This window comes from Kitasatospora sp. NPDC004669 (assembly GCF_040609455.1).
Taxonomy (GTDB): domain Bacteria; phylum Actinomycetota; class Actinomycetes; order Streptomycetales; family Streptomycetaceae; genus Kitasatospora.
On record NZ_JBEXKB010000008.1, the window covers coordinates 156,044 to 182,862 of the forward strand.

At 75.3% G+C, this 26,819-nt stretch carries 20 protein-coding genes and 1 pseudogene; 5 read left to right on the forward strand and 16 right to left on the reverse strand.

Features of this window, described 5'->3' with window-relative positions; all coding sequences use genetic code 11:
* Positions 1-8: 8 nt before the first annotated feature.
* Entirely contained in the window at positions 9-584 is a 576-nt protein-coding gene (locus ABZW30_RS09730) for an ATP/GTP-binding protein (RefSeq protein ID WP_355670499.1), read from the forward strand.
* A gap of 61 nt (positions 585-645) precedes the next feature.
* Here ABZW30_RS09730 and ABZW30_RS09735 read toward each other — a convergent pair whose 3' ends face one another.
* The 12 genes and pseudogenes from ABZW30_RS09735 to ABZW30_RS09790 form a co-directional block, all read right to left on the reverse strand.
* On the reverse strand, positions 646-1,098 hold the full coding sequence (locus ABZW30_RS09735; protein ID WP_355670500.1) for a MarR family transcriptional regulator: 453 nt from the start codon (positions 1,096-1,098) through the stop codon (positions 646-648).
* Between the two features lie 101 nt (positions 1,099-1,199).
* Positions 1,200-3,137, reverse strand: coding sequence for a hypothetical protein (locus ABZW30_RS09740; protein ID WP_355670501.1), 1,938 nt, complete (start codon positions 3,135-3,137; stop codon positions 1,200-1,202).
* Positions 3,134-7,006: a DUF5682 family protein gene (locus ABZW30_RS09745; protein ID WP_355670502.1), complete on the reverse strand. Its 3,873-nt coding sequence runs from the start codon at positions 7,004-7,006 to the stop codon at positions 3,134-3,136. Before ABZW30_RS09745 ends, ABZW30_RS09740 begins: the two co-directional genes overlap by 4 nt.
* A 2-nt stretch (positions 7,007-7,008) precedes the next feature.
* Entirely contained in the window at positions 7,009-8,169 is a 1,161-nt protein-coding gene (locus ABZW30_RS09750) for an AAA family ATPase (protein WP_355670503.1), read from the reverse strand.
* Positions 8,166-13,247 carry a hypothetical protein gene (locus ABZW30_RS09755; RefSeq protein WP_355670504.1) on the reverse strand — a complete coding sequence of 1,694 codons (5,082 nt, stop codon included), beginning with the start codon at positions 13,245-13,247 and terminating at the stop codon, positions 8,166-8,168. Before ABZW30_RS09755 ends, ABZW30_RS09750 begins: the two co-directional genes overlap by 4 nt.
* Positions 13,244-14,092, reverse strand: coding sequence for a DUF4132 domain-containing protein (locus tag ABZW30_RS09760; protein WP_355670549.1), 849 nt, complete (start codon positions 14,090-14,092; stop codon positions 13,244-13,246). Before ABZW30_RS09760 ends, ABZW30_RS09755 begins: the two co-directional genes overlap by 4 nt.
* A 285-nt stretch (positions 14,093-14,377) precedes the next feature.
* Positions 14,378-15,160: an ABC transporter ATP-binding protein gene (locus tag ABZW30_RS09765; protein ID WP_355670505.1), complete on the reverse strand. Its 783-nt coding sequence runs from the start codon at positions 15,158-15,160 to the stop codon at positions 14,378-14,380.
* A 49-nt stretch (positions 15,161-15,209) separates the two neighbouring features.
* Positions 15,210-15,965: pseudogene (locus ABZW30_RS09770) on the reverse strand (iron-siderophore ABC transporter substrate-binding protein); the annotation flags it as partial.
* Positions 15,966-16,141: 176 nt separating this feature from the next.
* A complete protein-coding gene (locus ABZW30_RS09775) occupies positions 16,142-16,921 on the reverse strand; it encodes a 2,3-dihydro-2,3-dihydroxybenzoate dehydrogenase (protein WP_355670506.1) in 780 nt (259 codons plus the stop codon).
* Between the two features lie 258 nt (positions 16,922-17,179).
* Complete coding sequence (locus ABZW30_RS09780) at positions 17,180-17,527, reverse strand: CYTH domain-containing protein (RefSeq protein ID WP_355670507.1); 348 nt, start codon at positions 17,525-17,527, stop codon at positions 17,180-17,182.
* A 37-nt stretch (positions 17,528-17,564) separates the two neighbouring features.
* Positions 17,565-18,098, reverse strand: a complete 534-nt coding sequence (locus ABZW30_RS09785) for a GNAT family N-acetyltransferase (protein WP_355670508.1) — start codon at positions 18,096-18,098, stop codon at positions 17,565-17,567.
* A gap of 21 nt (positions 18,099-18,119) precedes the next feature.
* On the reverse strand, positions 18,120-19,268 hold the full coding sequence (locus ABZW30_RS09790) for a CapA family protein (protein WP_355670509.1): 1,149 nt from the start codon (positions 19,266-19,268) through the stop codon (positions 18,120-18,122).
* Positions 19,269-19,539: 271 nt separating this feature from the next.
* On the opposite strand from ABZW30_RS09790, the gene ABZW30_RS09795 reads away from it, so the two are divergent.
* From ABZW30_RS09795 to ABZW30_RS09810, 4 genes are all read left to right on the forward strand, one after another.
* Positions 19,540-20,355 (forward strand): universal stress protein, encoded by an 816-nt coding sequence (locus tag ABZW30_RS09795; protein WP_355670510.1) that lies wholly within the window; start codon positions 19,540-19,542, stop codon positions 20,353-20,355.
* Between the two features lie 115 nt (positions 20,356-20,470).
* On the forward strand, positions 20,471-21,805 hold the full coding sequence (locus ABZW30_RS09800) for a M48 family metalloprotease (RefSeq protein WP_355670511.1): 1,335 nt from the start codon (positions 20,471-20,473) through the stop codon (positions 21,803-21,805).
* 30 nt (positions 21,806-21,835) lie between these two features.
* Positions 21,836-22,258 (forward strand): MarR family transcriptional regulator, encoded by a 423-nt coding sequence (locus ABZW30_RS09805; RefSeq protein WP_355670512.1) that lies wholly within the window; start codon positions 21,836-21,838, stop codon positions 22,256-22,258.
* A gap of 257 nt (positions 22,259-22,515) precedes the next feature.
* Positions 22,516-23,622 carry a PP2C family protein-serine/threonine phosphatase gene (locus tag ABZW30_RS09810; RefSeq protein ID WP_355670513.1) on the forward strand — a complete coding sequence of 369 codons (1,107 nt, stop codon included), beginning with the start codon at positions 22,516-22,518 and terminating at the stop codon, positions 23,620-23,622.
* Positions 23,623-23,706: 84 nt separating this feature from the next.
* Here the strand turns inward: ABZW30_RS09810 and ABZW30_RS09815 are convergent, their stop codons facing one another.
* From ABZW30_RS09815 to ABZW30_RS09830, 4 genes are all read right to left on the reverse strand, one after another.
* Positions 23,707-23,847 carry a hypothetical protein gene (locus tag ABZW30_RS09815; RefSeq protein ID WP_355670514.1) on the reverse strand — a complete coding sequence of 47 codons (141 nt, stop codon included), beginning with the start codon at positions 23,845-23,847 and terminating at the stop codon, positions 23,707-23,709.
* Positions 23,848-24,150: 303 nt separating this feature from the next.
* The gene (locus ABZW30_RS09820) at positions 24,151-24,927 is read right to left on the reverse strand and encodes a GNAT family N-acetyltransferase (protein ID WP_355670515.1); all 777 of its coding nucleotides are present in this window, start codon (positions 24,925-24,927) and stop codon (positions 24,151-24,153) included.
* Between the two features lie 82 nt (positions 24,928-25,009).
* Positions 25,010-25,786, reverse strand: a complete 777-nt coding sequence (locus ABZW30_RS09825; protein WP_355670516.1) for an SDR family NAD(P)-dependent oxidoreductase — start codon at positions 25,784-25,786, stop codon at positions 25,010-25,012.
* 61 nt (positions 25,787-25,847) lie between these two features.
* Positions 25,848-26,777, reverse strand: a complete 930-nt coding sequence (locus tag ABZW30_RS09830; RefSeq protein ID WP_355670517.1) for an NADP-dependent oxidoreductase — start codon at positions 26,775-26,777, stop codon at positions 25,848-25,850.
* Between the last annotated feature and the right edge of the window lie 42 nt (positions 26,778-26,819).

Below are 26,819 nucleotides of genomic sequence, written 5' to 3' on the forward strand. Positions count from 1 at the left end.
GACCCGAATTGACGACCCAGAGCCTGGTGCCGGGCGCGGTCAAGATCCTCGTCGCCGGCGGCTTCGGCGTCGGGAAGACCACCATGGTCGGCTCGGTCAGCGAGATCGAACCGCTGCAGACCGAGGAGCGGATGACCCGCGCCAGCATCGGGATCGACAGCCTCGAAGGCATCCAGGACAAGTCCACCACCACGGTGGCGATGGACTTCGGGCGGATCACCGTCCGCGAGGACCTGGTGCTCTACCTCTTCGGCACGCCGGGGCAGTTCCGGTTCTGGTTCATGTGGGACGACCTCGCGCTCGGCGCCCTCGGGGCGATCGTCCTCGCGGACACCCGGCGGCTCGAATCCAGCTTCGCCGCCGTGGACTTCTTCGAGCAGCGCGGCATCCCGTTCGCGATCGGGGTCAACTGCTTCCACGGCCGCCGCGAGGCCAGCCCGGAGGACGTCCGCCGGGCCCTGGACCTCGGGCCGGAGGTGCCGGTGGTGCTGTGCGACGTCCGGGAGCGGGCGTCCAGCAAGGAACTGCTGCTCGCCCTGCTCGACCGGGTGCACCGGGACGCGCTGGCGGCCGGGCGGCGGTGACGCCCGGTGCTTCCCGCCGCCGCGGTTGCTCCCTGTCCTCCGGCTGTTCCCGGTCCTCCGGTCAGGCCTTGGTCGTGGCGCCTTCGGTGAGCGCGTCGACCAGCGGGGCCAGTTCGGGGGCGTCGGCGGCCTGGGCCAGGGTCGCCTCCAGGGTGGCGTCGTGCACCGGGCGGGCGGCCTCCAGCAGGGCGCGACCCTCCGGTGTCAGCTCGGTGTAGATGCCCCGGCGGTCGTCCGCGCAGAGGTAGCGGCTGAGCAGGCCCCGGTCCTCCAGGCGGGTCACCAGACGGGTGGTCGCACTGCTGCTGAGCGCCGCCGCGCCGGCCAGCTGCTGCATCCGCATGTGCCAGCCGTCCTGCCGGGAGAGGGCCTCCAGCACGGTGTACTCGACCACCGAGAGCTGGTGCTCGGCCTGGAGCGCCTTCTCCAGCGCGGTGTCGATCAGCCCGTGAAGTGCGGCGAGCGTGCGCCAACCACTGGCCCGGACCTCGGCGGCGTCATCGCGGATCCCCATGGCTCGCCTTCCCTTCGCGTTCGCCTGTGCGTCCCTTTGCGTCTCCCCTCTGACAAGTATGCCAGTCGGCGCGGATTATCTGTCTCTGCAATTACTTGGACTTATAGCTCCGCGGTGGCTGTTTCTGCCATGGCTGCCTCTGCGGTGGCTGCCTCTGCGGTGACCGCCTCCTCCGGTGTCCAGGCCGCCGAGCAGAGTGCGGTGGCCAGCGCCTCGGTATAGGCGGCGGCCGCCAACCAGGCGGCGGCGAAGGCGTCGTGGTCGTCCTGGACGATCCGGCCGAACACATCGCGCTGCTGGTTCGCCGCGGCCGCCCGGAGGCCGTCCAGCAGCTCGGCGGCGGTGGCCAGCCCGGCGGAACGCAGCAGGCTCCGGTCGGCCGCAGCCGTGGCCGCGCTCGGGGCGAGGGCGTGCCGGCCGGTGGTGACCGTCTGCTCCACCCGGCGGCCGAGCACGTGCACGGGCGGGCCGTCCGGGGGTGCGGCCGTCGCCGTTGCGGGGCCGGTCGGGGCACCCGCCGGGAGGTCGGCGGTCTGGAGACGCTCCAGGCCGAGATTGACCCGGCCCGCCCGGTCGGCGGGGAGGGCGAGCGCGTCGGGGGCGTCCGGGGGTGCACCGGCCGCGAGCAGGCGCAGCTCCGGGCCGGCCGCGCGCTCCAGGCGGCCGATCACCCGCAGCCGCAGGCCCGGCGCGGTGGCGAGCAGGGCGAGGTTCGCCCGGAAGGCCAGCCCGGGGTGCTCGTGGCCCGGGCGCAGGGCGATGACCGGGCCGCCTCCGCCGCAGCGGGCGAGCAACCGGGGCGCCCCGCCAGGCCCGTACGGGGCCGTGCCCAGCAGGGTGACGTCCAGGAACAGCAGGTCGCTCCCGGCCGGACGGGTCTCGTACGGCAGCTCCTGCGCCGCAAGAACCCGCGCCACCTGGGCGGCCGGCGGATCGGACCAGAGCCGGGCCGCCGGCTGTGCCGTCCAGTCCGTACCCGTCGCGCGGACCGCCCGGACCGAGGCCCCGGCGCCCAGCCGCCCGGAGACGGACCTGGTCGCGCCCTGGACGGCCAGCCCCGCACGGCTGAACTCCCGGTGGCTGAGCGCGGCGTCGCCCAGCCGGACCGTCCGGTTGCCCGCCCCGACCGCGAGCGGGGCGGCGGCCTCGGCGTCATCGTGCGGGGTCACCTCGGCGATCGTGCTCAGCCGGCCGTCGGCGTCCACCGCCCAGCTGACCGCGCCCGCGTGGGTGGCGGTCAGCACCGGTTCGGCGAACAGGCCGTAGAGCCGTAGGCCGCCCTCCTGCGCGTAGGTCTGGCGGGCTGTGCCGCGCAGACCGGGGGTGGAACCGGCGGTGGTCGTCAGCGCGGTGGTGAGGTCGAGCAGGTCGCGCAGGGCGGCGACCAGATCGGCCAGCCGATGGTCGGGGGCACCGGAGCGCGCCGCCCGGATCCGGGTCACCACGGCGACCGCCGCCGCGGCCGGACGGTACAGCCCCGCCAGGCGCGCCCGGTGGGCGGCCCGCAGCAGCTCCGCCTGGGAGACGGCACCCGCTCCGCTCACCCCTGCCGCCAGGACGGCGCAGGCGGCCCGGTGGAGGTGGCGGACGGCGGCGAGTTCGGGCGGGGAGAGGGGGGTGGGGTCGGGCGCTGCGGGTGTCTCGGCCGCTCGTGCTTCCGGCTGGGGGGCGGGTGCCTCGGGTGCCTCGGGTGTGCTGATGGCCTCGTCGGCGGTTTCGTCGGCGGTTTCGGTCGCTTCGGCGATCGGGCAGAGGGTGACGGCGGCGGCCCGGTGGACGCAGGCCGGGGCGAGCAGGCAGCCGCAGCGGACGTCGCCCTGGTCGGCGACCACCCCACCCTGGGCGTGCAGGACCAGCAGGGCCTCCTCGTCCACCTGCACCCGCCACTCCTCGCCGTCGCGGGTCACCGGCAGCTGCGCCAGCTTGGCCGCCGCGCCGTCCAGCCGCCTCTGCAGCCGAGCGCTCAGCCCGGCCACCACCTCGGCGACCACCTCGGGCCGGACACCCGGCCAGTCGTCCTCACGCGTCGTCGCGCTCATCGCACCTTCTCCCCCACCCAGCGGGCCAGTTCCAGCGGACTCAGTGCCGCCACGGGCATTCCGGCCGCGACCAGTTGGCCCGCGACCGCCTTGGAGTAGCGAGCCGTCCCGGTGTCGTCCAGCGCCGCGCAGCCGAGCAGGTGGACACCGGAGTCCACCAGCGCCCGGGTCTGGGTCAGCAGCCCGGTGACCGGCCCGCCCTCCTCGAAGTCGCTCACCACCGCGACCAGCGTCCGGGACGGCACCGTCACCAGCTCCCGCGCGTATCGCAGCCCGGTCGCGATGCTGGTACCGCCGCCGACCCGCACCTCCAGCAGCAGGCTCAGCGGATCCGCCACCCGCTCCGTCAGGTCGAGGACCTCGGTGGAGAAGGCGACGAAGTGGGTGCTCAACGAGGGCACCCCCGCCAGGATCGAGGCGGTCAGCGCCGCCCAGACCGTGGAGGCCTCCATCGACCCGGAGACGTCCACCACCAGGATCAGCCGCCAGTCGTTGGCCTGCCGCGCCCTGGTCCGGAACACCGGGCGTTCCGGCACGATCAGCGTGCCGGTGCCGTCCGGCGCGGGACGGGCGGTGGCGAGGTTGGCCCGGATGGTCCGGTCCAGGTCCAGCCCCCCGCCCGGGCGCCGGGACGGGCGCGGCACGCTGATCCCGGTCAACGCCGGGCGCAGCCTGGTCGCCAACTCCCGGCTCAACTCGTCCACCAGACGCCGCACCAGCGGCCGCAGCCGGGCCACCCGCGCCTCGGGCAGACCGCCCGCGTGATCCAGCACGGCACGCAGCAGCTCGACGGACGGGCGGACGGCGGCCGGATCGATCGCCTCCAGGACGTCGGTCCGGCCGCTCGCGACGGCGGCCGCGAGGACCTCCTCCCGGACACCCGGGCCGAACAGCGCCTCCAACTCCTCGGCCCACTCGCGCACGCCGGGGAACGGCGCCTCACGGCCCCCTCCCCTGCCGCTCCTGCCGTCGAGGCCGGGGCCGGAGCCCTCGCCGTGGCCGCTGCCGTACAACTCGTCGAGCGCGGTGGCGAGTCGGGCGCAGCGGCCACTCAGGCCGTCGTTGCCGGGGCGCCCGAGCAGCAGGCGCCAGCGCTCGGCGGGGGTGAGGGTGCGCCGCTCGGGGTGCGGCGGCCGTTCGATGGGGACCGGGGTCGGCTCCGGCTCAGTGCGTCGGGGTGCGGACGGCAGCAGGCCGCGACCGGCGAGCGCATGGCGGGCGACCAGGTCCGCGCGGACCCAACGCGCCACCACGGCCGGGTCGGTCTGCTCGGGCAGGGCGGTGAGCCGGGTGCCCAGGCGCTGCTCGACCAGGGTCAGCAGCCGGTCGCGGGCGGCCGGGCTGAGCGTGTCGAAGCCGCCGCGAAGTGCGGGCAACCGGTCCAGGAACGCGGCGTCCGGCAGCGAACCGACCCGCTCCAGCACGGGCTCCAGCGCCTCGGGCGCGCTGTCGAACAGCCCCTCCGCCGCGGTCAACAGCCCGACCAGCGCCCGCCCGAGCAGCTGCCGCGCCCGCACGTCGGTCGCGCCGTCCACCCAGGACGCGGCCCGCCCGCCGAACACCTCCGCCGGCTCCTGCCCGAGCAGCACCCGCACCGCCCCGGCCGCCCCGCGCACCACCGGACTCCCCCGCTCCGCGAGTTCGCCCAGCACGTAGCCCAACCGGACCCCGCCCAGGCGGTCCGCCCGCCGCGCCAACTCCACCAACGCCCGCGCGTCCGCCGGATCGTCCGACCCGCCCATCCCCTCCAACTGCCGCACCGCAGCGACAGTCAGCACCTCCTGGGTGGCCGTGAGCCGCCCGCCACCGGAGGAACCACCTGGGGCCGCCGGCGCGGCAGGACTGGCCGGCGCGGCGCCGTCCGCTCCCGAACCGGCGCCCGCTGCGGCAGGCGACAGACACCCGGGCGAAGGCGCGGCGGACGACACGGCTCCCGACGGGAGCACGGCGACAGCCGCATCGACCCCTGCAGCAGGCAAGACTCCGAGCGGAGGCACATCGACCGGCAGCACACCGACGACCAACGGCAACGCCACAACCGACACCCCGTCACCCGCACCCGCACCCGCACCGACAGGCGCCAGGCCTTCGGCGCCGCCCTGACCGCTTGCGGGCGGCGCACCGACACCCGCAAGGGGCTCTGCCACCGTGGTGGCGCCCGGGAAGTGGCCGGCGATGAGGCGGTCCAGGAGGGTGAGGGCGTCGAGGAGGTCGGGGAGGGTGGCGGAGGTGGGGAGGACGGTGGTGAGTTGGGTGAGGCGGGTCGCGGTGAGGGCGGGGAGGGCGCAGGAGGCGGCGGCGGCCAGGCCGTCGATGATCTCGCGGGGGGTGGGGTCGTCGGTGAGGCGGGTGCGGAGGATGCCTTCGGCCGCCTGGGCCGGGGTGACGCCGCGGGTGGCGGCGACGGTGAGCATGGCGGCGGTGGCGGGGGTCCAGTGCAGGCGCCATCGGGTGCCGAGGGTTTCGGTGCCGCCGGGGCCGGTGGTGGGAACGGGGTCGGCGTAGGGGACGCCGCAGGTGGTGAGGCGGTGGAGGAGGATCTCGCGGCGGCGGTCGAGGGGGCTGCGCAGCGGGTCGAGGCGCAGTTCGCGCGGGCCGGGGTCGGTGGGGTCGGGGAGGCCGAGTTCGGCGAGTACGGCTTCGACGGCGGGGGCGAGTCCGCTGCGCGGGGCGGCGGGGGTGGGGCGGCCGGTGCGGGTGCCGATCAGGACCTGTTCGAGGGCACGGGCGACGGCCCGGCCGCGGCCGAGGGGTTCGCCCTGGGCGAGGACGGTCTGGACGGCCTCGACGAGTTCGCCGCGGCCGGGGGCGGCGTGGCCGCGCAGGCGGGCGAGGTCGCCGGCCAGCCGGACGATCTCGCGGGCGTCGGCCGGACCGGAGGGGTGGTCCTGCGTGCGCAGGGCGACGCAGATCCGGACGGCGGTGGCGGTGAGCGCCTCGGTGAGGCGCTCGGGGTCGCCGCCGGCGTCGAGGACGGTGTGCTGCCATTCCGGGTCGCGGATGCCCGCCGGGTAGCCGGAGCGGGCGTCGAGCAGCGGGTAGGTGTACGGGATCAGGGAGAGGACGTGTCCGGGATCGTCCGGGCCGGGCGGTTCCTCGACGGCGGTCGGGACGTCCAGCAGGGCCGGGGCGTGGAAAGCGCCGACGACGACGGCGATCCGGCGCCCGCCCGCCGAGGCGGCCTGGATGCGGGCGCGCATCCAGGCCTCGCGACGCAGGTCGTACGGGTCGACGCCGGGGCCGTGTTCGGCGTCGTGCCGCAGCGCCCAGCCGACCAGCAGGGCGGCTCGCCGGACGGCCTCGGCGGTGGAGCCGGGGGCGGCGGTCTCGACCAGCCGGTCCCAGAGGTCCTCGTCGGAGTCCCGGCCGGTGAGGCGGTGGCGCAGCGCGTCGGCCACCCCGGGGGCGTCGGGCCTTCCGACCGGTCGTGCGCCCCGGGCGGCGGCCCGGTGGGCGAGCGGGAGGTCGCAGGCGATGGCCTCGACGCCGTTGCGCCGGGCCCAGCGCAGGGCGACGAGTTCCGGGGAGAAGTCGGCGAAGGGGTAGAACGCCGGGCCGGCCGACTCCTCGGGGCCGGCCGGGGCGGCCGCGAGGGCGACCGGGGCCTCGGTGGCATCGTCGGCCAACCAGTCGAGCCAGAGCTGGAACTCGGCGGGCAGTTCGACGAGTACCGCCTCCGGCCGGGCGGCGTCGAGCAGCGCGGGGAGGACCGCGCTCAGGGACGGCGCGTGGTGGCGCACGCCGATCAGGTAGGGCCCGGGGCGGTCGGTGCCGGAGCCGGCCAGCCGATCCGTCTCGGTCCGGACGTCCGGGTCGGCGTCGATCGCGCCGACGCCGTCCGGGGCGGGCTTCACCGCGCTGCTCGTCATCGTCAGGCCTCCAGCGCCGAGCGGAGGTCCCACAGGGTGCGCCAGGTGGCGGCGCCCTGTTCGGCGCGACGGCGGACCGGGCCGTCCCAGTAGCCGAGCAGGCGGGCCGCGTCGGCCGGGTCGTCCTTGCGGACGACGCCGAGGAGCTGGCCCGGCAGGCGACCGAGGAGGTCGCCACCGTCGGGCAGGTAGGCGGCGGTGACGCCGAGCGCCGTGGCGACCGAGACGGCTTCGGCGGTGCTCATCACGGTGGAGGGCCGCTCGACGTCCCAGCCCTCGGTGGAGCGGCCGGTGCGCAGGTCTCGGAAGGCGGTGACCAGGGCCTCCAGGACGGCGTCGTCCACGGCGTAGCCGGCGCCGGCCCGGGCGACGGCGGCGGTGGACTGGCGGCGGACCAGCTCGACCTCGGCGGCGAGGCTGCCGATCGGGCCGACCGTCTCGAAGTTGAACCGCCGCTTGAGGGCCGCGGACATCTCGCTGACGCCCTTGTCGCGCAGGTTGGCGGTGGCGATCAGGGTGAAGCCGGCGGCCGCGTGCAGCTGACCGTCCGGGCCGCCGGCCAACTCGGGTACGGCGATCCGGCGTTCGGAGAGCAGGGAGACCAGGGCGTCCTGCACCTCGGGCAGGCAGCGGGTCACCTCCTCGACCCGGGCGACCGCCCCGGCGGTCATCGCGGTGAGCACCGGGGAGGGCACGAGGGCCTCGCGGCTGGGGCCCTTGGCGAGCAGCAGGGCGTAGTTCCAGCCGTACTTGAGCTGGTCCTCGGTGGTACCGGCGGTGCCCTGGACGGTGAGCGCGCTGGTGCCGCAGACGGCGGCGGCGAGCAGTTCGGAGAGCATGGACTTGGCGGTGCCGGGCTCGCCGACGAGCAGCAGGCCGCGCTCCCCGGCGAGGGTCACGACGCAGCGTTCGACCAGCGCGCGCTCGCCGACGAACTTCGGCTCGATGGCCAGGCCGCGGCGCCCGGCCTTGAGCTTCTCGCCGGCGGTGCCCATGACGAAGGTGACGACGGCGCGCGGGGTCAGGCGCCAGCCGGGCGGGCGCGGGCCGCCGTCGTGGGCGGCCAGGAACTCCAGTTCGGCGGCGTACTTCTCCTCGGGCGGGACGATCTGCCGTACGGGGCCGGTGGTGTCGGGGCCGGTGGTGGTCTTGGTGGCAGTCATCGGCGGGCCTTCCTGCGCTTGCTGGTCTGGAGCTCTTCGTAACCGGGGGCGTCGCCGTCGAGGGTGCGCTGCCACGCCTTGGCGAACAGCTCGGGGACGGTCAGCTGCGCCAGCACCGGCCGGTGGTGGGTGGGCAGTTCGTACAGGGCTGCCTTCCAGGTCTCGACCGGCAGGGCGGGGGCCTTGGCCTCCAGCCAGCCGCCGGGCAGGAAGAGGCTGCGGCCGGCCCGGGACCGCTTGGCCTCCAGCACCAGGCCGCTGGCGGCGAGTTCGGCGCGGGCGCGCTTGAGCCGGGCGGGCTTCCAGCCGGTCCAGCGGGCGGTGTTGCGGTCGGTGGGGTCGGGCAGGGCGAGCAGTTGGAGGTAGAGCGCGGCCGCGTCCTCGCCGAGCCCGTGGGTGCCCGCCGCCTCGGCGACCAGCTCGGGGACGGTGAGCTGCGGGTTCTGCAGCCAGGCCGGGCCGTCGGCCGCGGTGGCGACGGTGGCGGTGGCGACGGCAGCGGCCGCGAGGCGCTCCGCTTCGCCGCGCAGGATGGACTCGATGGCGGCCCGCTCTCTGTCGAACCAGTAGTTGCCGCCCAGCCCGCCGAGCAGGTCGAGCACCGGGTCGTCGGGGCCGGTGAGTCCGGCCGGGCGCAGCCAGACCCGCTCGTACTCCCCGTGGTACGGCGTCAGGACGACGGCCTGTCCGCAGCGGACCAGGCCGTCCCGGTCGGCTCCGCCCTCCACCGGCAGGCCGAAGTAGGCGCGCACGAGTGCCGACATCGGCCCGCCCTTGGGGGCGTGGACGAGGTGGAAGTCGAGCAGCAGTCCGGGGTCGGTGAGGCGGGTCTGCAGCGCGGCGGCCGCCTGGGGCAACAGCGCACGCAGGGGGCTGTCGGCGGGCAGGTGGTAGGCGAGCCAGCGCAGGGCGTCGAGGGTCTGGTGGAGGGCGCCGGAGTCGGGTACGGCGGTCGGGTCCTCGGCGAGCAGTTGCGGCGTGCCCTGGCCGGCGTCGCCGAACTTGAAGGTGGTGGTGCCGGTCAGCCAGGGAGCGCGGGCGGGGTTGAGCACCGCTTCGATGCGGCTGACGGGCACGCCCTTGACACCGGCCTGGGCGTCCTCGGGGAGGGTGACGAGCCGGCCGAAGTGGCGGATCCAGGCCTCGGCCCCGGCGGCGAGGTCCGGGCCCTCGGTCCACAGCCGCTTGGGGTCGTCGGTGGGCAGCAGGGCGCCCCAGACGTCGGCGAGGGCGTTGTGGTCGTGGCCGCGCAGCCAGTCGCGGGCGGCGGTGACCTCGGCGGCCTTGAGGCCGTACTCGGCGGGCACGGCGGCCTTGCCCCACTGGAAGAGGGTGGGCGGCGGGCTGAGCAGCAGGGTGGCGCGGGCGGTGCCGATGCCGGTGAGTTCGGCGAAGGCGGCGGCGCGCTCGGGGGCCCAGGGGACGGCGCGGCGCAGGGCGGCGACCCGCCAGAACTTGGCGACCCAGGCGGCGCTGACCCGCTCCTCGGTGCCGCGCTCCTCGACGGTGGTGAAGTGAGCGACGGGGCCGAACTTCCCGCTCGGGTCGTGGTCGACGGCGAGCCACTGGACCGTGCCGTCGTCGCTGTGGCTGCGGTGGCCGAGGATGACGACGGTGCGTTCGCCGTGGCGCAGCACCTCGCCCTGGCGGAAGGTCACCGGTCCTGCGGTCTTGGCGCGATCGTCCGTCTCGGCGAGGACGATCTGGCGCAGGCTGGCGCCGCGGTCGGCGAGCGGACCCTTGGTGAGCTCGCCGAGCAGCAGGACGAGCGTGGAGCGGTGGGCCGGTTCGGTGAGCGGGGCGGCCACGGCGTGGGCGAGGACGTCCACCCGGCCGAGCAGGTGCAGCCAGCCGTGGTTGGCGTCGCCCCCGCGCAGGGTGACGGTGGCCGGGGTGCTCCAGCCCTCGCCGCTCGCGGCGGGCGGGGCGGCGAGCACGCCACTGACGGTGCGCAGGTTGTTGAGCACCCAGTAGCGGTCTTCGGTGCCCCAGCTGCCGCCGAAGCCACCGGTTCCGGGCAGGACGGCGCCGACGGCGTCGCGCAGCTCGTGGTCGCGGCCGTGGGCGGGCCGGTACTCGACGGTCTCCGTCTTGCTCGGGCGCTCGGCCTCGGGCTGCGGGACGAAACGGGCGATCCGGTCGAGCAGGTCGGCGGCGGCGCGGGCGAGCCCGGCGACGCCGGCCAGCAGCAGCGGGTGGCTGATGCCGGGCAGCAGCTCGCCGACCGCCCGGACGGGCAGGCTACGGCGGGCACTCTTGTGCTGGGCGACCCGGCGCCGGACGCCCTGGACGGTGATCCAGCGCCGCTCGTCCTCGGGCTCCGGCTGGACGTCGACGGGCCAGGCGGCGTCGATCAGTGCGGCGGCCTGCTCGGCGTCGACGGCGCGCAGGACGCGCGAGCCGGCCTCGTCGCGGGGCCGCAGGGCGTGCCAGTGATCGCGCGGCGGGACGAGCACGGTGCCGGCCGCGGAGAGCTCGCCGGAGCGGCAGGAGCGCAGATCGGCGGTGCGGTCGTGGTTGTCGGCGAGGTCGGGCAGGCAGAGGGAGAAGGAGTCGCCGGTCGGGTCGACGACGACCGGGCGGGCGTCGCCGGGCAGGGCGAGTCGGCCGACCGGGCCGTAGACCCGACGGTTGCCCGTCAGCGGCAGGACGATGCACTGCCCGTCGGCGGTGAAGGTGGTGACGGCCCGCCCGGGATCGATCCGCACCCAGCTGCCGAGCACCGTGCCGTCGGTGCCGAACGGGGTCTGCTCCAGGCCGGGCAGCAGCGGCAGCAGTCGGGGGCTTCCGTCGGCCAGTTGGCCGGCGGCGGCGGTGGCGGCGATCACGGGCGGTTCGGCGGCGCGGCCGAGGGTGCCGGTGAGCGGGTCGAACTCGCGCAGGACGAGGCCCTGCCCGCCCGGGCGCGGCGTCCAGTAGCCCGTGCCGTCGCTGAGGACGCGGTGCTCGGCGGGCAACCGGGTGTCGCCGGGGTGCAGCGGGCGCTCGCCGGTGGTGCGGCCGCCGCCGGGCAGCGGGAGGGACGGGGCGGCCGGCCGGCGTTCACCGTAGTGGTAGCCGGCGATGATCTCGCCGCCGAGTGCGACGGTCTCGTCCGGACGGCTGGACCAGTAGCCGACCTGCTTGCCGTCCTGGTAATAGGCGACCAGGAGTTCGCCGTCGACGAAGCGCAGCCGGGGCCGGTTCCACTGGTCCAGCTTGGGCAGGCGCAGGGTGTGCTCCAGCACGATGCCCTGGGGGCCGACCACCACGGCCTTGTCGAGGCGGGCGAGGATCAGGTTCGGCCAGGCGTCCTCGACGATCAGCCCGGTCAGACCGGTGGTGCGGTAGCCGGGGGCGTCGTTCTTCCCAGCGGTCTCGGGGGCGTTGGGGTCGGCCGGGTCGGCGAGCTTGGCGAGCGCCTCCTCCAGGGCGGGCCAGCCGAGTTCGTCCAGGATGCCGGCGCCCAGCGCCCGGGCGAGCAGCCCGGCGACGTCGAGGGCTGCGATCCGCTCGGCGGCGGCCGGGGCGACCGCGCGGATGGCGGTGCGGTACTGGGTCAGCGAGCGGACCAGGTCGGCGGCGCCGGCCAGGCCGCGGGCGGCGGCCAGTTCGTCGGCTCGGTCCTCGGCCCATTCGGCGAACAGCTGGCGCATCAGCCGCAGCGCGGGCACCTGACGCTTGACGGCCGTCTCCCACGCGGGCGGGGTGGCCTGGCGCAGCAGCGACCGGAAGCGCGGGTCGGCGGCGACGGCGGCGAGGCGGGTGCTGTCGGGGCCGCACTGCTCGACCCAGCCGCGCAGGTCGGGTCGGTCCCTGGGCAACGGGTCGGCGACGGGCACGCCGGCGGCCAGCAGCACGTCCAGCAGGTCGAGTTGGGTGTGGCTGGCGCGGATGCCGGTGAAGAGGTCGACCGGGACGGCGTCGGCGCGCAGCCGCTCGGCCATCCGGCCGGCCAAGGCGAGGGTGGCGGGGCAGCTGGGCCGGGCGCGCCAGCCGCGGCCGAGGTGGTGGCACCAGCGCTGGAGCCAGGCGGCGGCGGGCTCGGCGCCCTCGGCGCGGGAGCCGGTGAGCAGCTGCTCGGCGCCGGTCTCGGCGAGAACCTCCAGCCAGGCGGTGTCGTGCGGGGCTGCGTCGGAGCCGGCCGGGTCGGGCAGCAGTTCCAGCAGGCGGGCCCGGACGGCGGCGTCCTCACGGCCGAGCGCGACCAGCGGGCCGTGCCAGGACTTCCAGAAGGCGGCGGGTGCCCGGTTGACCGCCGGGGAGTCCAACAGCTCGGCGAGCAGGGCCTGTTCGTGTGCGGCACGGTCCAGCCCGGCGGACCGGATCAGCGCGCGGGCGTCCTCGGCGACCCCGGCGTACGGGGCCATGCCCGCCGCGGACCGCTCGGTGCACAGCTGGCGGAAGCGCTGCCAGGCGGTCAGCGGGTCGAGCCGCTGGGCGAGCTCCTTGACGTACTGGCGCAGGGACTTGACGGTGAGCGCGCCGGCCAGGGCGAACTCCAGGAAGACGGCGCGCAGCCGCTCCTCGTCCACGGCCAGGTTGTGGGTCCGCTCGGCCTCGCGGGCCTTGCCGAACCAGGCGGCGGCGTAGGTCTGGTTGCCGTGGGTGAGGAAGATCCGGCCGACCTCCTCGCAGAAGGTGGGCAGGAAGTGCGGCACGGCGCGGCCGAGCCGGGTGGCGAGTTCGTCGAAGCCGTCCTTGGCGGCGCCAGGCTTGGACCCGGCCTGGCGGGCGAGCCGCTCCAACTCCTTGACCAGGGCCAGCGCGTGGTGTCCGTTGGCGGGGTCGTGGACCAGTGCCCAGGCAGGGAAGCCGAGCGCCTCCTGGCGGACCTGGCCGACTTCTGCGGGCTCCCCCTCGGCGGCGAGGCCGAGGAACTCCAGGGCGAGGTCCTCGGCCCGGCCGAGCGCGCCGGGGACCAGCCGGACGATCCGGCGGCCGTCCAGGGCGGGGTGGGCGTAGGCGCGGGCGGTCAGCACGTCGGCGGCGCTGTCGGGGCGGCCGGCGCCGGGCAGGGTGCCCGGCCGGAGCACGGCCCCGGCGTCGAGCAGGGCCTCGGGCGTCGCGGTGCCCTGGTTCGGGACGGTGGTGGTCATGCGGCTTCCTCCCCTTCGATCGTGCGGCCCGCGTACAGGGCGGCGGCCATCCGCATGCCCTCGGACCAGGCCACCGGTCCGACCTCGGCGAGCGGCAGGGCCCGGCCGTCGGGGCCGGCCCAGCTGAGCGCGCCGGTCTCGCAGGCGTCGTACTCGTAGTAGTCACCGACCCACACCCGGGCCTCGACGGTGCGGCCGTCCTCGGTGATCGGCTGCACGGCCGAGCCGCCCCGGACCCGGCAGCCGAGCCGGTTGCAGCGGCCGATCAGCTCGCGCAGTTCGCGGTAGCGGCCGCCGGCGTAGGTGGTGACCTCGGTGCCGGCGGGCACCTCCTCGGGCCGGTGCCAGACCTCGCGGTAGAGCTGCTGGACGCGCTGGGAGACGCCGAGTTCGACGGCGAACTCGCGCAGCTCGTCGAGGTCCTGGAGCAGCACGGGGTGGGGTATCAGGATCTCGCCGTCGGTGAGGCGCACGGTGTCGCCGTCGAGGTCGACCAGGCCGAGGCCGCGCTCGGGGTCGGCTCCGCGCAGGAATCCGGCGACGGCGCCGTCCGGGCCGGTGACCACGAGGTCGCGCAGAACGGCCTGCCACGCCTCGTCCGGCCAGACGGCGGTGATCACGGCGGCGGGCACCGGCAGCGAGCGCACCATCCACCGCTCGACGTCCTCCTGGCAGCGCCGCTCGTGCGCGGCCAGCCACTCGGCGAGCTGCTTGAGCTGGGTGACCACCGGGTCGTCACCGAGTTTCGACGGCAGGGACTTGAGCTCGCGGCCCGCCGCGTTGCGGCACACCACCTTGCCCTCCCCGTCGAGCGCGACGCGGTACCCTCCCGCGCCCGTCTCCACCCATGCCACGGCCGTACTCCTCCCACCGGGAACATCGTTCTGATCGCCGTCTGACCAGCGATGCGAGGAACGTAGCGAGGAACACTGACAACGCGACGGGCGGGGTGGAGGCGGGTAGTGGGGTGAGGAGTTCAAACCACTCGAACGGGTAATCGAATGACCGGGGAGGGGCGATAGGGCGTGGGCGGACGGCCGGGCAACGGGCCGCTCGGAGCGCGGGTGCGCGGGCAGCCGCCCGGACCGGGCGGTCCACCGCGCAGGTACGCGGCCGCGGCCGCGGCGCCGTCAGCCCAGCGGCGCCCGGGGCACGATGACCGGGGCGCCGTCGCCCGGGGCCGCCAGCACATGGCTGTCGATGTCGTAGAGCGCCCGCACCAGCGGCGCGTCCACCACCTCCCGGGGCGGCCCGCAGGCGACCACCGCACCGTCCCGCAGGGCGACCAGCAGGTCGGCGTACCGGGCGGCCGCCGCGAGGTCGTGCAGGACCATGACCACCGTCCGTCCGCCCGCCGCGACCCCGCGGACCAGTTCCAGCACCTCCACCGCGTGCCCGAGGTCGAGGGCACTGGTCGGCTCGTCCAGCAGCACCACCGGAGCGTCCTGGGCGAGGACCATGGCGAGCCAGCAGCGTTGGCGCTGGCCGCCGGAGAGGCGGTCGAGACGGCGCTCGGCGAACGCGTCGACGCCGGTGGCACGCAGGGCCTCGGCGGTGAGCCGTTCGTCGTCGGGCGACCACTGGCGGAACAGCCCCTGGTGCGGGTGACGCCCGTAGCGGACCAGGCCGGCGACGGTGACCGCCCCGGGGGCCTGCGGGCCCTGCGGGAGCAGGGCGACCCAGTGGGCCGCCCGGCGCGGGCGCAGCCGCCAGATGTCCTCGCCGCCGACCAGGACCCGCCCGCCGTCGGGCCGGTGCAACCGGGCGACGGCCCTCAGCAGGGTGGACTTGCCGCAGCCGTTCGGGCCGACCACGGCCACCACCCACCCGGCGGGCACGGTGAGGTCGATGCCGCCGAGCACCGGGCGGCCGGGTCCGTACCCGGCGGTGAGGCCCTGGATCGTCAACTCCATCGGATTCGAGATTCCCCCCGGAAATGGATTCCCCTGGAAACAGGGCGGGTCAGGACGCGGAGAGCACCTTGCCGATGTCGCCGATGACCGCGTCGGCCGCGAGCGGGCCGCCGCGGGTGGACCAGACCGAACCGTCCACGGTGACGGCGTGGTTGTTCTTCACCGCGTTCAGCTCCTGGTAGGCGGGCTTGGACTGGACGTCCTTGAGCGCGGCCTTGCCGTCGCCGGTGAGGGTGGACAGGAAGAGCCAGTCGCCGTCGATCTCGGAGAGCTTCTCCAGGCTGAGCGCCGGGCTGTGGGCGTTGCCGTCCTTGTCCTGGGCGGCCGGGCGGTTGAGGCCCATGTCGAGGGCGACGCCGCCGGCGAACTGCTTCTTCTCCATCCAGCTCGGGCCGGTGGGGTTCCAGCGGACGATGGAGACGGCGGCGCCCTTGTTCCTGCCGAGGTCGGCGCCGGCCTTGGCGGCCTTGGCCTCGTAGTCGCCGATCACCTTGTCGGCCTGGTCGAGCTTGTCGACGGCGTTGCCGATGCCCCGGAAGGCGAGCTTCCAGTCATCGGTGGGCGCCATGGTGACCAGGGTCGCGGGGGTGATCTCGCGCAGCTGCTTGAGCATCTGCTCGTCCTGCATGTCACCGGCCAGGATGAGGTCGGGCTTGGCGGCGATCACCTTGTCCATCACGGGCTGGAGCAGATTGCCGACCACCGGCACGCCCTGGACCTTGCCCTTGAGGTACGCGGGCGGCTCGTTGAGCCCCTGGCCGTTGGTGATGCCGACCGGCTTGACGCCGAGGGCGAGCACCGCGTCGCAGTCCGCTGGCCGCGCCGATGACGGCGTGGTCGGGGCCGCCGGCGGACGGCGCCGCTGCGGCGGCGGGCCCGACGGGGGCGTGGTGCACCGTGGTCACGGTGGTTTCTCCAGTCTGGGACGGGTCTGCGGGGAGACATCCATGGGGAGACGTCTACGGGGAGACAGCGGACGGCTCAGGCGCGCAGGGTCGCGCCGCCGTCGACGTACAGGTCGTGCATGGTGATGTGCCGGGCCCGGTCGGAGGCCAGGAAGACGACGGCCTCGGCGATGTCGGCGGGCGCGGCGATCCGCCCGAGCGGAATCCCGACCCGCCAGGCACCCAAGTCGCCCTCGATCACCCGCCGTTCGGCCGCCTCGGTGTCCTCGCCCCACAGCGCGCGCTGCATCCCGGTGTCGGTCGACCCGGGCGAGACGATGTTGCAGCGCACCCCGGAACGGGCGAGCTCCAGCCCGAGGCATCGGGTGAACATGGTGGCCGCCGCCTTGGACGCCGCATACGCGGCCATCCCCGCCCGCGGCACCCCGGCGGCGTTGGAGCCGACGGTCACGATGGCGCCGCGCCCGCGCGCGGCCATCCGGCACCCGACGGCACGGCTGGTGTGGAACACGCCGGTGGAGTTGACGGCGAAGGTCTCCGCCCAGTCCCGATCGCCGAGTTCGACCGCCGGACCGGGCTGCAGGACCCCTGCGGCGTTCACCAGCACACCGATGGAACCGAGTTGATGCTCCATCAATTCGACAGCACTGTCGACCGCTTGCGAGTCGGTGACATCCAGGACGCACGGGCGCACTGCGGAGGACTCCGCCGCGAGCCCGGCAAGCGCACCGGAGTTCCGGTCCACCGCCGCGACCACGGCACCCTCGGCGACCAGCGCCCGGGCCACGGCCGCACCGATGCCCTGCCCGGCCCCGGTGACCACCGCGACGGCACCGGCGAATTCGGACTGCTGCACAGGACGTCCCCTCCGACCTGCCTTGCTAGGTAAGCCTAACCTAATACAATCGTTCGCCTACGCCGAAATTCTGTGCGACCGTCAATCCGACCCGCTCCGCCCGACGCCGAGCCTCCGACAAGACGAGACGCGACGTCTCGCCATCGCGACATGCCTCGGCGTCCGCCCCCCCGAACGCCCTACACGCGACCGCGGCCGACCCTCAGCACCGCATCGGTGTAGAGCTCACTGGTCAAGTCCCCATCGGGAACGCCAAGTTCAGCCAGCACCCCGCGCACCGCGGCCAGCGCCCCGGCCAGCTCGGCCTCGCTCCCAGCCGCCGTCTCCACCTCCAGGAACACCCCCTCCAGCTGCGGCACCCGGACCAGCGACGCCAGGAACCGCCTCCCGAGGGGCCTTGTAGGTGAGCAGCGTCCGCCGGGTGCCGTCGACGGACTCGATGTCGCGGATGCGCAGTTCACGGTCGGCCGCGAGCAGGCTGCCGTCCGGCAGGTCGTAGTAGGTGTCGCGGTAGACCTCGGCGCGGCCGGGGCCGTGGGCGCCTTCCAACGTCCGGAGCATCAAGGAAGGTTGGCGCACCAGGGCCTTCAGTTCGGCCTCGATCATCCCGTCACCTCCGGAGCCGACCGACCGCGCGGCGAGACTACCGGTCCTCGGGCAGATTGCTCGCGTAGATCCAGTCGAAGCCGTCACAGCCCGGGCCGTCCAGGTGTTCGGCCCGGCGCAGGCCGGCGCGCAGGGCGACCCGCTGGGAGGGGAGGTTCTCGGGGCGGATGCGGGCGATGAGCGGCAACTCGGGCACGGCGGAAGCGGACCACGCCGCGACGGCCGTGGCCGCCTCGGTCGCGAAGCCCTGGCCCCACGCGCCGGGGTCGAAGCGGTAGAAGAGGTTGAGGATCGGCCGGCCCGCCAGCTCCATCGGCTTGATCCCGCAGAAGCCCAGCACCGCCGAGGCGCCGTGCGAGCGGACCGTCCAGTAGCCGTAGCCGCGGTCCTGCCACAGGGCGTCCCAGCGGCCGTAGCGTTCCTCCGCCTCCGCCCGCGAGGCGAGCGCGTCCGAGGGGTTGTGGGCGCAGGCCGCCGGGTCGAGGTGGATCGCGAGGACGGCGTCGACGTCACGAGCCGTGGGGCGCCGCAACGACAGCCGGCGGGTGGTCAGTTCCTCGTGTCCGCTCATCCGGTGATCGTACGAGCGGGGTCAGTGCGCCGCCACCGGGGGCGGGGTGAGCCCGGCGCAGCCGCGGAGGCCGTCGCGGCGCTTGAGGGCGGCCTCCGCGGTGGCGCCGGTGACCGGCTGGGGGATGCCCTTGTCGTCGATGGTGGCCGGGGTGAAGGTCTCGCCGGTCACCTTGCCGTCGGCGGTGAGGGTGAGGGTGGTGACGCCGGTCTCGTTGGAGTTGGGGTAGTCGGAGGTGCCGTACCAGAGGAAGTTGCCGAAACCGTAGCCGACGTAGGTGTTGCCGAGCATGCCCGAGCCGACCATGGTGTGGGCGTGGGTGCCGACCACGGCGGTGGCCCCGGCGGAGGCGAGCTTCTTGGCGACGGCGGTCTGGGCGCTGGTCGGGCAGGCCTTGCCCTCCTCGCCCCAGTGCAGGTAGACGAGCACGACCGGGGCCTGCCGCTTGGCCGTCTCCACCGCCTTGACCAGCGCCGGGACGTCCAGCGCAGAGGCGATGCCCGGCTTGTCGGCGCCGGCCCGCCACTTCTGGTTGGTGATGTCCTCGACCTGGCTGGCGGCGACCACCGCGACCTTCGCCCCGCGCACGGTGGTGACGTACGGGGCGTACGCCTCCTTGGCGTTGTGCCCGACGCCGAGCACCGGGATCGGCGAGGAGTCCTTGGCGGCGAGGGTGTCGGCGAGGCCGTCGGCGCCGAAGTCGACCGCGTGGTTGTTGGCCATCGAGACGACGTCGACGCCGGAGTCCTTGAGCACGGACAGCGCCTTGGGCGAGGTGCGGAAGGTGTACGTCTTCGGCTCCGGCGCGCCGCGGCCGGTGATCGCGGTCTCCAGGTTGAGGACGGACAGGTCGGCGTCGGCGAGGGTGCGGGAGATCGGGCCGAGCGCGGGCTCGGGCGGCTGGACGGACAGCCGGGCCCCGGTGCGGCCCTCGAAGTGGACGTCCCCGGCGAAGGCGACGGTGATGCTGCCGTCCGGCCGGGGCGCGCCGCCCTTGGTGGGCGCCGGCGCCGGGGCCGCCGTACCGGAGGGCGCGCCGGCGGTCGTGGAGGGGGCGGCGCCTGCGGCACCCGAGGTGGACGCCGGGGCGGGATCCGGGTCGTCCGGCCCGCAGGCGGCGACGGCGGTCAGCCCGACGAACAGCGCGACGGCGGCCGCGGCACGGCGCATGAGTGGTTCCCCCCGAGGACGACACAAGAGCGGTCAGCCTACGCCACCGAATCGCCACTGCTTGAGCCCGCACCCACAACATTCCGGACACAAAGGCGCACCGGCGGTCTCCACCCCGCCCCGTCCAGTGGCCCTCCCCACTGGCCCGCCCGGCCCAATCCCCCGGGTCCACCCGGCCACCGCGTCCCTGGCGTCCCGGCCGGGCGGCGCGCAGCGTGGAGTGGAAGCGGCCGGTTCACACCGGAGGGATGCACGCCGGAGGTGGTACGTGATGGCCAGCAACCAATCCGCCAGCAACCGACCCGCCGGCAACCGACCCGCCGGCGTCCGACACCAGCGCGTCGGCGACCACCCCGTCCCCGACCGGCCGCGCCGGATCGTGGTCGGGATCGACGGGTCGCCGCCGTCCAAGGCGGCGCTGCGCTGGGCGGTCGGGCAGGCGGTGCTCACCGGAGCCACGGTGCACGCGGTGGCGGCCTGGGAGTACCCGTCGCTGTACGGCTGGTTCGCACCGATGGTGGACGACGGCTTCGAGCAGGCCGCCCGCCGGACGCTGTCCGCCGAGGTCAACGAGGTGGTCGGCCCGGAGCGCCCGGTGAAAGTCCGGGAGAGCCTGGTGCTCGGGCACGCCGTCGAGGTGCTGCTGGAGGCGGCCGAGGACGCCGACCTGCTGGTGCTGGGCAGCCGCGGCCGCGGCGCCTTCGCCCGGACGCTGCTCGGCTCGGTGTCGGCCCGCTGCGCGGTGCACGGGGTCTGCCCGGTGGTGATCGTCCGCGCCGACGGGACGGTCTCCGCGCCGCCGCAGGAGGTGGCGACGGCCGGGCAGCAGGCCCCCGACGCCGTCCGCACCAAGGACTGGCGGCTCAGCCTGCACGTGGTCGAGGACCGCGACACCACCCGGGTGCACGCCGTCCTGGACGCCGACGGCAATGTGCTGCACAGCGACGCCCTGGCCCGCCGCAACCCCCTCGATACCCCGGCCCCGGCGGTCGGCGACGAGTTCGCGGTCGGCCGCGCCCTGGTCGACCTCGGTCACCAGCTGCTGCGCGCCGGCGTGCACGACGCCACCGGGCCCGCCGAGGAGTGAACCACCGGAACGGGACGGTCACGCCCCAGGGGTGAGCACCGACGCTACGCGGTACACGCGGTAGGAGATGCTGAACCGCCACGCCCACCCCACCCGCCGGAGCCACGCCCCGCCCATGGACACCCCACCCATGAACACCCCGCTGAACACCCCACCCGTGAACCCCTCGTCGACGATCACGCCACCCGACCCCGACTTCAGCCCCGCCCAGCGCGCCCGCGGTCGCGCCCTGCGCCGCGCCCAGCTGCCGTGGGCGCTCGGCGGGCGCCTGGCCGGCCTGGCACTGACCCTGCTGCTCGGTCTCACCCCGGCCGGCGCCGCCCTGGTCACCGCCACCGGCCGCTGGTTCGGCGGCTCCCGCACCGCCGCCGTCCTGGCCGGTGCGGCCGCCCTGGTCCTGCTCGGCCAGGCGCTGCAGCTGCCCTTCGGGGCCGGGGCGCGTTCCGTCCGGGCCCGGTACGGCCTGGTGACCCAGGGCTGGGCCGGCTGGGTGCTGGACGTCCTGCGCGGACTGGCGCTCACCCTGCTCCTCGTCCTCCCCCTCGCCCTCGGCCTGTTCGCCCTGACGGACTGGTCCCCGCAGCGCTGGTGGATCCCGGCTGCGGGGGCGGCAGCACTGCTGACCGCCGCCCTCTCGTTCCTCCACCCACTGCTGATCGAGCCGGTGTTCAACCGCTTCACCCCGATGCCTGCGGGTGGGCTGCGCAGCACGCTGCTGGCGCTGGCCGAGCGGGACGGCGTGCGGGTGCGGGACGTCCTGGTGGCGGACGCCTCCCGGCGGACCACCGCGCTGAACGCGTACGTCTCCGGGCTGGGCGCGACTCGCCGGATCGTCGTGTACGACACGTTGCTGTCGACCGCCGAGCCGCGCGAGGTGGAGCTGGTGGTGGCTCATGAACTGGGGCACGTGAAGCACCGCGACGTGCCGCTCGGTACGGCGCTGGGTGCGGTCGGCGCGGCGGTGGCGGTGGCCGTCCTCGGCCTGTTGAGCACCTGGCGCCCGCTGCTGGACGCCGCCGGGGCGAGCGACGCGGCCGATCCCCGGGCACTGCCGCTGTTGGCCGCACCGGCCGCGCTGATCAGTGCCCTGTCGGGCCCGGTGCAGTGCGCGGTGAGCCGCCGGATCGAGGCCAGGGCGGACCGGCACGCCCTCGAACTGACCGGGGACGCCGAGCAGTTCATCGCCATGCAGCGCAGACTGGCACTGGCGAACGTCTCCGATGTCGACCCGCCCCGGGTGCTTGAGCTACTCTTCGCCACTCATCCGAGTGCGACCCGCCGGATCGCGGCCGCCCGCGCCTGGCAGGCCGGACCCGGCCGGACGGCACGTGCGGCGGCGAACGGGACGGCCGCCGAGGCGGCCACCGGGGCGGCCACCGGGGCGGCGAGCGAAGCCGCGGATGAGGCCGCAGGCGAGCCGCGCGCGACCCCGGGTGAATCCGTTGTATAGTGCAACAAATTCCCAGGAGGTAGGAACGCCGTGCCCGGCCGCCAGTCGTCCATCGACACCATCCAGCGCGAGCTGACCGCCTTCGCCCGCCGTGCCCGGCACAAGGCCTCCCAGCTGCACCCCGACCTCTCCCTGGTCACCTACAGCATCCTCGACCTGATCACCGAGCGCGGCGGCTGCCGGGCCGCCGACGTGGCCGCGCACTTCATGCTCGACAAGTCCACCGTCAGCCGCCAGGTCACCGCCCTGGAGAAGCTCGGCCTGCTGCGCCGCGAGGCCGACCCGGACGACCAGCGCGGCCAGATCCTGCGCGCCACCGAGGCCGGACTGACCCTGCTGCGGGACGCCAACGAGCAGCGCCGACTGTCCTTCACCTCCCGCTTCACCGACTGGTCCGACGAGGACGTCGCCCGCTTCGCCGCCTACCTGGCCCGCTACGGCCAGGAGGGCTAGCCAGGGCCCGCCTTGCGGATCTCCGCCGGGTCCGCCGCGCCCCCGGCCTTCGGCCGGGAGGTACCCCCACAGGGCACAAGCGCACCTCGCTGCCGCCTGATCCGACAAGATCCACAAGACCGGTGGACCCCGGCGACGCCGTCGGGGTGCGCCCCACCGCCCCGACGGTGTACAGAGGAGAGGTGCCCCTCCGGCAGCGTCCCGATAAGCCGCGTCCTCGCGCCCGCCGCCGCCCCCGGCGTCCCGACCGCCGCGTGTTGACGGCACTGACGCTCGCGCTGATCGTCCTGATCACCGTCGTCGACATCCTCTCCCCGCCGGACATCCACCTCGGCCCGCTGCTGATCGTCGCCCCGGCCCTCACCGCCTCCTTCGCCGGCGCCCGGGCCACCACCGGGGTCGCCCTGATCGCCTTCGCCGCGCTGACCGTCATCGGCTCCGTCCGGGACAGCCTGACCAGCGCCAACATCGAGACCCAGCTGAGCGCCCAGGTCCTCGTGTCCGTACTGATCATCGGCCTGCGGGTGCTGCGCGACCGGCACGAGCGCGAGCTGGCCCGGGTCCGCTCGGTCTCCGAGGCCGCCCAGCGGGTGCTGCTGCGCCCGCTGCCGGAGCGGATCGGGCCGCTGCACCTGGCCTCCGTCTACCTGGCCGCCGAGGCCGAGGCCCAGGTCGGCGGCGACCTGTACGCGGCCGCCCGCACCGCCATCGGCACCCGGCTGCTGGTCGGCGACGTGCGCGGCAAGGGCCTGTCCTCGCTCGGCGACGCGGCCCTGCTGCTCGGCGCCTTCCGTGCCGCCGCGCATCTGCACGCCGACCTGCCGGACCTCGCCGCCTACCTGGACGGCAGCGTCTGCTGGGACCTCGCCCAGCTGGCCGAACAGTCACGGCAGGCCCGGCTGGCCCGCCAGGCGGCCCTTCGCCCGGGTTCGCCCGAGGCCGTCGACGAGGGCGGCGAGTCCTTCATCACCGCCGTCCTGCTCGACATCCCCGACGACGGCTCTCTGGTCCGACTGATCGACTGCGGCCACCCGCCCCCGCTGCTGCTGCGCCCCGAGGGCATCACCGTTCTCGCCGCCCGCCACCCGGCGCCCCCGCTCGGCCTCGGCGAGCTCGCCCCGGCGGAGTACCAGGTGGAGACCTTCGCGTTCCGCCCCGGCGACCGGCTGCTGATCTACACCGACGGGGTGATCGAGGCCCGCGACGCCCAGCACCGCTTCTACCCGCTCATCGAACGGGTCATCGCCTGGCAGGCCGATCGCCCCACCGCCCTGCTGCACCGGCTGCGCCGCGACCTGCTCGCCCACGTCGGCGGGCGGCTGGACGACGACGCGGCGATGGTCGTGGTCGAGCGGCTGCCGTAGGAGCCGGCCCGACCGCCGTCAGGGCTTGTACGGCAACCACGGCAGGTCGAAGCAGGTGGTGGCCATGACCGGCACCCGGGTGACCTACCCGCCCCGACCGCCCCGGGCGGCGTCCTGCCGGCGGGCCGCGTCGAGGCAGGCGCGGGCCGGGCCGCTCGGGTACTGCCCGTCCTCGTACTTCTCGGGCGAGCCCGGGGGGCCGGCCCCGGGGCGGTTCACGCCCACGCCCTGACCGCCTTGGCCCGCACCGCCCGATCGTCCGGTCGGTGCCCGCCCCCGGACCGCAGTGCCGCTCCTGGGCGGGGAACCGGCGCCGGCGGTGCCGACACGCCCCCCGCCGTACACCATGGCCTCCCCACCGGCGGCGAACGGGTCGTCAACTTCCGATCCCCGCCCTTGTCGTCGCGACCTCGCCCTGGCCGGTCAAGGGGCACTCGGAGTCGGACCCGCGGGTCGACCCGGGCCCACCTGAACGCCTGGCCCCCGGCGTCCGCCGCGCTAAGGGCCGGGCCGTCGCGGTTCGGGTTGCTACGGCTGGTACACGTACGGCGTCGTGGTGCTCAGCCGCACGAAGCCGAGGCGCTCCAGGATGGGGCGGCTCTGGTCGCTCGCGTCGACCTGGAGGTACTCGTAGCCGCGATCGGCGGCGAGGCGGGCACGGTGGGCGACCAGGGCGCGGTAGATGCCCTTGCCGCGCCAGCCGGGCACCGTGCCGCCGCCCCACAGGCCGGCGAAGCCGGTGCCCGGGTTCAGCTCCATCCGGGCCGCGCTCACCGGCTGGTCGCCGGCCATCGCGACGACCATGCTCACCGTCTCCGAGCTGTGCCGGAGGTGGTCGAGCATCCGCTCCCGCAGGCCGGGCAGGTCGCTGCCGAAGGCCAGCTCGTGGGCGACCACCATGAGGTCCACCCCGGCCGGGTCGGTCACCGTCTCCAGCCGGACGCCCTCCGGCAGCACCGGGCCGGTCGGCAGGTCCCCGATCCGGGCGATCATCAGCGCCTCGTCCGGCTCGGCCGTGAACCCGGCCGCCAGCAGCCGCCGACCGAGGTCGGCGGGGCGGTCGTGGGCGTAGGTCTTCCACTCGAACTCCCGCCCCAGCTCGGTGAAGTAGCGCACCTGCGCGGCGATCGCCGCGTCCGCCCCGGCCTCGTCCAGGCCCGACCAGACGACGCCGTTCCAGCCGTGCTCCCCGCCCAGCTGGCGCACCACCGCGCCGTCATGCTCGACGCGGATCCCGGGGCCGTCGGGCCGCGCGTTGCGCCGGATCCGGTCGTCGAACAGGGCGAGTACGTGATCATGATCCATCCGTTCACTCCAGCACGGCCCGCTGGTGCGCGCCACCGGTTTTCCGCCCCGCTTCCCGCCCCACCGTGCCCGACCCGGCGGCCTACTGGGCCAAGTATCCGCCGTCGACCGGCAGCACGACCCCGGTGATGAAGGAGGCGTCGTCCGAGGCGAGGAAGAGGACGGCGGCCGCGACCTCGGCCGGGTCGCCGAGGCGGCCCATCGGGTGCAGCTTCTCGATCGCCTCCAGGTACTCGGGCCCGCCGGGTTCGTCGCGCAGCCGGGCCACCCGCTCGGTGGAGATGGTGCCCGGGGCCACGGCGTTGACCCGGATCCCGCGGTCGGCCCACTCGACGGCGAGGTGTTTGGTCAGCCCGGAGGCGACGAACTTGGCCGGCCCGTACACCGACTGGCCGCGCTGGCCGGCCTCGCCGGAGATGGAGGACAGGCAGACGATCGAGCCGCCGGGCCGCTGCTGGGCGGTCATCGCCTGGACTGCGTACTTGCAGGTCAGGAACATCCCCCGGCCGTCGACGGCCATCACCCGGTCCCAGTCCTCGGCGGTCGCCTCGGTGATCTCCATCAGCGGGATCACCCCGGCGTTGGCCACCAGCACGTCCAGCCGTCCGTGCCGCTCGACGGCCGCCTCGACCATCCGCCGCGCATCCTCGTCCCGCGACACGTCGCCCACCACCGTGCTGACGGCGCCCGGCAGCCGCTCCGCCAGCCGGCGCAGCCCGTCCGCGTCCACATCGGTGGCGACCACCGACGCGCCCTCCCGGACGAACCGCTCGGCCACGGCCTTCCCGATGCCGCTCGCCGCCCCGGTCACCACGCAGGAGCGCCCGGCCAGCCGCCCTGCCGCGTTCGGAGTCACCATGGGCGGGACTCTACCGAGCAAGGGGCCGGGAACCGGGCTTCCACGACGATCCCGCGTCCGGTCAGACCGTGAGGACGATCTTGCCGCGCAGGTGCCCGTGCTCGCTGACCCGCTGGGCCTCGGCCGCCTCCGCCAACGGGAACACCCGGTGCAGCGGCAGCCGCAGGGTGCCCGCCTCGTGCAGGGCGAGCGCGGCCGCGTAGGCGCGCCCGTGGTACGGCTCGACGCCCTCGGCGCCGCCGGAGAAGCGGATGCCGTGCTCCTGCGCGCCCTGGATGTCGGCGATCGTCAGCACCCGGTCCGCGCCGCCCGTCAGCTCGACCGACAGCGGCAGCACCCCGCCCTGCCCGGCCGCGTCCAGCGCCCGGTCCACCCCGCCCGGGGCGGCCGCCCGCACCCGCTCGGCCAGGCCCTCGCCGTACGTCACCGGGATCGCGCCGAGCTCACGCAGGTGGGCGTGGTTGGCCTCGCTCGCGGTGCCGACCACGGTGATCCCGCGCGCCCGGGCGAACTGCAGCAGCAGGGTGCCCACCCCGCCGGCCGCGCCGTGCACCAGCAGGGTGTGGCCGGCCCGCGCGTCCAGGAGGTCGAGCGCGCGCTCGGCGGTCTCGGCCGCCACCGGAATCGCGGCGGCCTGCTCCCAGCTCAGCGCGGCGGGCTTGGGCGCCAGCTGGTCCGCGGGCACCAGCGCCTGCTCGGCGTAGCCGCCGCCCATCACGGCGCCGAACACCTCGTCGCCCGGCGCGAAGCCGGTGACGCCGTCGCCGACCGCCTCCACCACGCCGGACAGCTCGTACCCGGGCACGGCGGGGAAGGTGACCGGGAAGATCGCGGCCAGCGCGCCGCTGCGCACCTTGTGGTCCAGCGGGTTGACGCCCACCGCGCGGACCGCGACCAGCACCTGGCCGGGGCCGGGGGCGGGCAGCTCGATGTCGATCGGGCGCAGCACGTCCGCGCCGCCGTACTGTGGGAAGGCGATCGCCTTGGTCATGGAAGATCCTTGGGGTTTCGGTGAGTTGCGTGCTTCCGACGG